The 7,855-nt window shown below is 50.1% G+C and carries 6 protein-coding genes; 5 read left to right on the forward strand and 1 reads right to left on the reverse strand.

Features of this window, described 5'->3' with window-relative positions; translation table 11 throughout:
• The 5 genes from ACEW8P_RS25850 to ACEW8P_RS25870 all read left to right on the forward strand — a co-directional run.
• A partial coding sequence (locus tag ACEW8P_RS25850; protein ID WP_373515951.1) for a tetraacyldisaccharide 4'-kinase occupies positions 1–546 on the forward strand: 546 nt, incomplete at its 5' end.
• 110 nt (positions 547–656) lie between these two features.
• Positions 657–2,573: a putative porin gene (locus ACEW8P_RS25855; protein WP_373515952.1), complete on the forward strand. Its 1,917-nt coding sequence runs from the start codon at positions 657–659 to the stop codon at positions 2,571–2,573.
• A 185-nt stretch (positions 2,574–2,758) separates the two neighbouring features.
• Entirely contained in the window at positions 2,759–5,659 is a 2,901-nt protein-coding gene (locus tag ACEW8P_RS25860; RefSeq protein ID WP_373515953.1) for a PD-(D/E)XK nuclease family protein, read from the forward strand.
• Between the two features lie 80 nt (positions 5,660–5,739).
• Positions 5,740–6,042, forward strand: a complete 303-nt coding sequence (locus ACEW8P_RS25865) for a hypothetical protein (protein WP_373515954.1) — start codon at positions 5,740–5,742, stop codon at positions 6,040–6,042.
• Positions 6,039–6,401: a DUF6516 family protein gene (locus tag ACEW8P_RS25870; protein ID WP_373515955.1), complete on the forward strand. Its 363-nt coding sequence runs from the start codon at positions 6,039–6,041 to the stop codon at positions 6,399–6,401. Before ACEW8P_RS25865 ends, ACEW8P_RS25870 begins: the two co-directional genes overlap by 4 nt.
• A gap of 384 nt (positions 6,402–6,785) precedes the next feature.
• Here ACEW8P_RS25870 and ACEW8P_RS25875 read toward each other — a convergent pair.
• The coding region (locus ACEW8P_RS25875; protein ID WP_373515956.1) for a Gfo/Idh/MocA family protein at positions 6,786–7,855 on the reverse strand (1,070 nt) is incomplete at its 5' end.

The raw sequence follows: 7,855 nt of genomic DNA on the forward strand, positions 1-7,855 counted from the left end.
GGCGGGCGACTGCGCGAAGGGCGTCGCGGAGCTAAACGGGCCGATGCCATCATTACTACTAAATGCCCGCCTGATCTGAGTTTGGAAGAAAAAGGAAAAATCAGGCAAAAAATAGCTCGATACAGCGCTCCGGGAACGCCCTGCTTCTTTGCCAGCGTTCGTTATGGAGCAGTCACGGATTTCGACGGTTCCGAAATCTCAGCCCAGTCCGTTGTACTCGTAACCGGAATTGCCCAGCCCCAGCCTTTGGAAAAGTACGTGGCCGATCATTTCGATTTAGCCCAATTAATTTCATTTTCCGACCATCACAACTACTCGGTAGAAGAAGTAGCGGAAATGTTAAAAAGTCTAAAAAATGACCAAATGATTTTGACCACCGAAAAAGATAAGGTCAAATTGCGACCTTTGGCTTTGGAACTCGGGGCCGCCGCCCGATTTTGTTACCTGAGTATCGAAGTCGATTTCGGATCCGAAACGGAAGCTTTCCAGGCATGGCTGCAAGCTCATATCGTTGAGCCATTAAAAGCCCGCACCGTAAGTGTATGATTTTGAAAAAATTGATAGATATTTTTTCTGCAAAAAGTTGGACACCGTGGTCTATTGGACACGGACCTGAGTACAACGCAACTTTTACGGTAATTCTCTTATCTATCGGATTGGTCTTCAATCAAAACGCCGAGGCCCAAATTCGTCCCGGCGGCATTAATCTGCCCCAGGGCATCCCGACGCAGGGCGGCGGTGGGGGAGGGCAGGGCGGCCCGGTGCTTGACGACACTACCAAAAATCTCTACGGTCCCAATACGGCCCTGCACTTTTTCGAGGAAGACATCATCAACAACCGCGACTCGGCGCGCTACCGTCTCGATACCGCTCTCTCGGGTATTCACCGTTGGACCTTTGTCGATCAAAGTTGGAACCACCTGGTGGATTTAGGAAACTACGGCACGGCGACGCGGAACACCTTTTATCGGCCGCATCAGAGCGTGGGTGCTCAGCTGGGTTTCCGCGCCTACGATCCGTATGCCGTGCAGGAGGGTGAAGTCAGGTACTACGATACGCAATCGCCGCTTACGGAAATGACCTTCGTATCGGGGGGACGGGGGCGTAACATTCTGCGCTTTGGCTTCAACCAGAATATTACGCCCCGGCTTAACATCGGTTTTCGAGTGCAGCGCTTTACTTCAAACAAGCAGTACGGCACGTTTAGTACCCAAAATTCCGAAGCGATTCTGGCCCAGAATTGGAATTTCCTGACACAAGCCAGCTATTTTTCTGAAGACAAAAAATATACACTACTGGCGCATTATCGCCACCTAAATCACAATACCAGGGAGCAGGGGGGACTAATCAACGTACGCGACACAACGTCTGCGGACAGCAACGATAAACTATTCGTCTATGATGGGCCGGCGCGGCTCAGCGACAACGCCCGTTCCTGGGAACGACGGCACGTTTTTCACGTCTATCAGCAATACCGCCTGGCCAATGGCTTCCAGCTTTTTCAACAGGGAGAGTTCACCGGGATAAAAGACCGCTACGACGATCCCGACATCCAGACGGGCTTGGATAATGGCCTTTACAAGCAGATTCTGTATGATTCTACCGCTACGCATCAGGCCGTTGATTATCGACTGATCGACACCAAACTCGGAATCAAGGGTACTTTTTCGGGCTTCAACTACCGCGCCTACTACCGCCCAAGGGTGTACCGGGTGCGCGGAACGTACAATAATTCTGATTCGACCTCGGCCAGTTATAAAAACGTCCGGTTTGAGAATATCATCGGGCTGTGGCTGAGTTACTACCTGAAAGATTCCACCCAGCACCTCACCGCCGAGGGACAGCACCTGCTGGGCCGTGACTTCCTGTTGCGCGGCGAACTCTCGACGCGCTGGTTCGAGGCGGGTTACCAAACGGCCTTCTGGACGCCCGATATGCTCATGCAGCGCTACGAAAGCAACCACCTCCGCTGGGACAATGGCTTCAACCTGACGGGAGCCAATACGATTTATGGCTCGTTACCGATCAAAACTAAAAACCTGAATTTTGAGCCGCAGCTGCAGTACCACCTGATCAGCAACTACGTCTATTACGATACCGCCGCCGTGGCCCGGCAGTTTTCCGGTTCATTCAGTTTACTGCGAATAGGAGCTAAATTTGATTGGCAAAAAAACAAGTTCAACCTTCGGGGCGAAGGATACTATACCATCAATTCCAACACGGACATCATCCGCATTCCGGCAATGTTCGCCTCGGCGGAATTGACCTATGACTTTATCTACGCCAAGGTACTTTACGTGCAGGTTGGCGTGTCGGCGTCTTATCGCTCGTCTTATCTGGCCGATGCTTACATGCCTGTGACGCAGCAATTTCATTTGCAAAATAACTTTCTGGTGAACCGCTACGCGGTAGCTGATGCTTTTGCGACGCTACGCATCAACCGGGTGCGGCTTTTGTTAAAAATGTCGCATATCAACGAGGGGCTGGGCGTCGGTGGGTACTACACTACGCCGAGGTACTTAGGCCTGCAGCGGACTTTCAGCTTTGGTGTGTTTTGGCCGCTATTTGATTGAAAAAGTGGCAAAGTAGCAAAGCCACAAAGCGACAAAGTGACAAAGTGAGTCTTTTGCGGATTTATTTGGGCTTGTTAAATTGTTGAGGTGTCCCTTACTGTTCTTAAACTCTGTCGCTCTGTCGCTCTGTCGCTCTGTGGCTTTGTCGCTAAAGCACCCCTTCACACTACCCACAACTCAAAGCAATGAAAACCTTCCTCCGAGAAGTAGCTGAACATATTTTAAAAGCTCACGATAGCAATTTGGAGAAAATCGCTATTGTGGTCCCGACGCGACGGGCGGCTTTCTTTGTGAAGCAGGAACTGGCAAATGCCACCGAGCGGCCCATCATCAGCCCGGAGGTGCAGGCCATCGAGGATTTTGTGGAAAGTGTCAGTACCCTGGAAGTGGCCGATTCGGTGAGTCTGCTGTTCGAGTTGTACGAGACTTTCAAGGAAATCGACCCCAACATCCAGTTCGATCGCTTCATGGGCTGGGCGTCGGTTTTGCTGGGAGACCTGGACCGCATCGATCAGTATCTCATCAAGACCGATTACCTCTTCGACTACCTCACCGAAGCCAAGGCCGTCGAGCGCTGGGAGGCCGAATTGCCGCCGGGGCAGACTTTGGGCGATAGCGCGGGAACCAAGAACTATTTCAGTCTTTTCGAAAATATCAAGCTGGTTTACGGCTCTTTCCGGGAACGGCTAACGGCCAAAGGCAAAGCCTACCGGGGCATGGTCTACCGCCACGTTGCCGAGAACGTGGATGAACTTTTGCTGAACCGGACGCCCTTCGAGCGGGTGTATTTTGTGGGCTTCAATGCCTTCACGGAGTCCGAGAAGATAATCATCAAGAAACTCCGCAAATCCAACAGAGCCGAAGTGCTGTGGGACGCGGACCAGTACTATATGTCCGAAAACCCGGACGTGGAAGCGGGGAGTAGTTTGCGGAACTACAAGCGGAATTTGGAGTTTGGCCCCTGGAACTGGATCCACGACCATTTGCTGGCTGACGAGAAAAAAGTCACGGTTTATGGCGTCCCCAACGGTACTTTGCAAACCAAAGTCGCCGGGGCGTTGTACGCTGAAATGCTGCAAAACGACCATCCTGAACAGCCAATCCCGACAGCCATTGTGCTGGCCGACGAGAACTTGTTGCTTCCCATGCTCTATTCGCTGGACGAGGGCGTGAAAGATTTCAACATCACGATGGGCCTTTCGTTGCGCGGGTCGATGCTATACACGCTCATCGACAGTATCTTCGAGCTGCAAATGAACCTGGCGGAGTTCAAGGCGAAGTCGGGTAAGGTTCCAAAATTCAACCACAAGTCGATTAGTAAAGTACTGAACCACCCGTTCATTCGCCACTACGAGCAAATTGTGCTGAAGAGTTCTGATTCTGACGAACTGACTATTATTCAAAAAACGCTGCGGGAAATCAATGTCAACAACCGTGTATTTCTCAGTACCAGCGAGTTGTTGGAGATTAGTGAAGATCATGACTTGTTCAAAACGCTCTTCACTCGTTGGAACAAAGACGATTCGACCCAAATCATTCAATCGTTTTACGACCTGATCGACCTGCTGCGGGAGGTTTACAAAGACTACAAGAACGCGCTGGAAACGGAGTACTTGTACCTATTCTACACGCTCCTCAAGCAATTCGAGCAAACCATCGCTGACCGTCCCGAGCCGCTGGGCTTGTACACTTTGCGTTCGTTTTTGTACGATTTAATCCGCAATACCCGCATCCCATTCAGCGGCGAGCCCGTCAGCGATTTGCAGATTCTGGGAATGCTGGAAACCAGGGCTTTGGACTTCGAGCGGATCATCATCCTGTCGCTCAATGAAGGCACGCTCCCGCAGGCCAAGCGGCAGAACTCACTCATTCCGTTCGACATCGCGAGGGAAGTTGGGCTTCCCACGCACCTGCACCAGGAAGCCGTGATGTCGTATCACTTTTACCGCCTGCTGCAACGTGCCAAAGAAGTACATCTGATGTATGTCAGTACCAACGACGCGCTGGGCGGCGGCGAAAAAAGCCGCTTCATTCAGCAGATCGAGTACGAGTTGACGGAGTACAATCCGCGCATCAAGCTGGAAAACAAAATGGTGGAGTTTGAGGAAATGCCCACCAAAACGCTGGCGCAGGAAGTACCCAAAGACGAAGCCATGCTGGCGAGCATTCGCACCTACCTGGGCGAAAAGGGCTTGTACCCTACGCACGTCAATGACCTGATCCGTTGCTCGATGCGGTTTTACCTCAGCCGCATCGTAGGTGTCCGGGACAAGGAGGAAATCGAGGAGGAACTGGGCATGGACAAGATCGGCACCTGGCTGCACGCCTCGCTGGAAGAACTGGATCAGACGCATTTTCTCAAAGGACAAGATCCGACCGAAGACGAGATCAAGCAGGTACTTTCGGCTAAATTCCGGGAATTATTCCAGGGGTTCATCACCGACATGGGCCTGAACCGGATCTACTATCAGGTTGGCGAGCAGCAAATTCTGGCCTTCCTGGCCCACCAAATGCAGAGCGACAACCGCCGCAAAATCGTCGCCGCCGAGCAAAAACTGACCACCGAACTGACGCTGGAAATTCATGGACGGCCCGTCAAGGTGCAACTCGGTGGGAAAATCGACCGCGTCGAACGCGACGAGCAGAACAAATTGTTCGTGATGGATTACAAAACGGGCAGCGTGGAGATGAGCGCCGAAAGCCGAAGTACCATCCCGCAGCGCAAGGAAAAACTACTTGCCTCCGCCGACCTGAAAGCAGGCTATGCGCGGCAGCTTTGGTTTTATAAGTACTTGGTGTATAAGAATCTGGCAACGCCCGAAGGACTAACCTTGGGTGAACAAAACTACCGCGTAGCCGACAGCCGCGTCCAATCCGGCTTCTATTCTTTCCGCGAACCGACGAAGATTTTTGAAAACCAACTGGAGATTACGGAAACCGATGATCCGCAGACTTTCATCGCCGAATCGGAAGCGCTATTGCGGGAAATTATTTCGGAATTGTTGAATCCTGATTCACCTTTTGTGCAGACCAGCGATGTGAAAGTGTGTGAGTACTGCGATTTTAAGGGAATTTGTTCAAGGTAGAAAGTAGTGGTAGACGAATAGTCCATCACTGATGTCGGCTACTTTACCTAAATTTGTTCTACATTCTGAACATTACGGCAATGGAAATATTATCAAAAAATGCTGCCTTGGATCGCACGGTGCAGTCACTGGGCTTCTCCACAATCGAGGATTTTGCCCGTGAACAGGCCCGAAGCCTGATTCTGCAAAACATGGCTTACTACCAAGCCCGAATCGACTTATTCGAGCAAAAATATGGGATGGATTTTAGCGGATTTGTGGAGCAGTTCAATGCTTTGGGAAAATACTCGATTTTTGAGAAGGAGGACGACAGCTTGCTCTGGGAAACGGCCATAGATGTAGTCAATGCCTACCGAGCTGATCTGGAAGCCATCGCCGCGTGAAAGAACTATTCGATTCTTTCTCCCACATTATCGACTCTAATGAAGTATTGAAAGAGCGGGAAAGCCCAAAAATTTTGGAGGTGAAGATCAGGGTGATTTTCATCGATCAATCCATTTTGGAATACAGCGAGATCAACGTACTATCACTTCTTAAGCGGAAATACGCTTTTCAATGGATGAAACCTGACTATCGGTTGCTGGTGCGCTGGGACAACGCTCTTCATCATCCCCATATCTCTACCTATCCACACCACAAGCACGTTGATGAGGAGAAGAATATCTTCGAGTCGGCTGAAATGACTTTGGAATTAGTTCTGCAAGAAATTGAGACCCACCTCTTGAAATCTACTTTGAACTGATGAACTCACTTGCATTCTATGAGATTGTAACGCTTATAATATTCCTGCTCCTTGCTGTAATCGGCGTGTACGTCCTGTACTTGGTGATCCGCGCCCTAAGAAAATACCTGAGGGACGACTGACGAAGCAAAGACCTAGTTTAGCTTTCAGCAGCTAGTGATTGATGGTCACTCAAAATGAACCGCCGCCGAATATCATTGATCAGAAACTTTTTCTGGGCCGTAAAGCTGTCGGGGTGAAGTTCGGAGAATAGCATTTCCCATTCTTGAAAAAGCCCCGGCTCCCCCGCGCGAAATCTGTCTTCAGATATATTTTTTTGGACGAGGTACTCTTGAAATGAGATCACAGTTAAGTAGGGTAGTGTTGGAAATGAGGAATGTAGGTCTAAAATTTCCGATACACCCCGCCCAAGTACCGATTCGCTTCTTCTTCTTTAAACTGTGCCTTTTTTGCATCCCAATGCAACGTTTTATTGGGGAAGCGTCCGGCAATGACGCCCAGCAAAATGGTTTCGGTCAGGCGGGAAGCGTAAGAAAATGGGGCACTGGTTTTACCTTTCCCTAAACAGGCATCCACAAACTCATGGTAATGTTTGTGGGATTCTGAGCCATATTCACGAACTGGCGGACTTAAATTAAAACGGGATATATCATAGTCTTGATAGCTGCCATCGACAATTAACCTGGGCATTACCTGAAAATGGGGTAGGTACAGTCTCCCTTTTTCGCCGATGAACATGGCTCCCTGGTCGTGCAAGTCTGCTCCTTCCGGCAACATCAAATCCTCGCGTTGTTTGTCGGCTCCGGCACCATCGTACCAGACCCATTTGAGCGTATCGGCGGTGTATTTTGTGCCGGGAAATTCGTAGGTAACCATGTTTTTTTCAGGATACCCAAATCCATCCGGTTTTCTACAATTCGTAGTAATGGTTCGGGGTACATCCAGTTGTAAGGCATTGTAGGGCGTGTCGAAAATATGCACACCCATATCTCCCAGGGTAGCGCAACCATAATCGACGAGCTTTCGCCAGTTTCCGGGATGGTAGAATCCTTCCTTATAAGGCCTTTCGGCGGAAGTTCCCAGCCACAGATTCCAGTCTAAATTATCGGGTACCGGATCGCCACTGGTAGGAATGGGGCCATTGTACCCCCAGTTTTTGGGCGACCAGGCTCTTACGGTATTAACTTTTCCAATGATCCCGTCCTGGATTAACAAAGTAGCCAGTTTGTAATCATAAAAAGAATGCACCTGAATACCCATTTGGGTCACCAGCTTTTTGGCTTTGGCCATTTTGTCCATCGCCCTGGCTTCTCCCACATAATGGGTGAGCGGTTTTTGACAATAAACGGGTTTGTTCATTTCCATGGCCATAATAGATGCCGGAGCATGGGTGTGATCCGGCGTCGACACGATAACCGCATCGATTTCGCCACTCATTTCTTTGAGCATCATCC

It is taken from the genome of Persicitalea sp. (genome assembly GCF_041751555.1).
In the GTDB taxonomy this organism is placed as follows: Bacteria; Bacteroidota; Bacteroidia; order Cytophagales; family Spirosomataceae; genus Persicitalea.

Bases quoted from the DNA above. Each gene is read 5' to 3' on its own strand.
- ACEW8P_RS25860 (WP_373515953.1), top strand. From the start codon at position 2,759: ATGAAAACCTTCCTCCGAGAAGTAGCTGAACATATTTTAAAAGCTCAC.
- ACEW8P_RS25865 (WP_373515954.1), top strand. From the start codon at position 5,740: ATGGAAATATTATCAAAAAATGCTGCCTTGGATCGCACGGTGCAGTCA.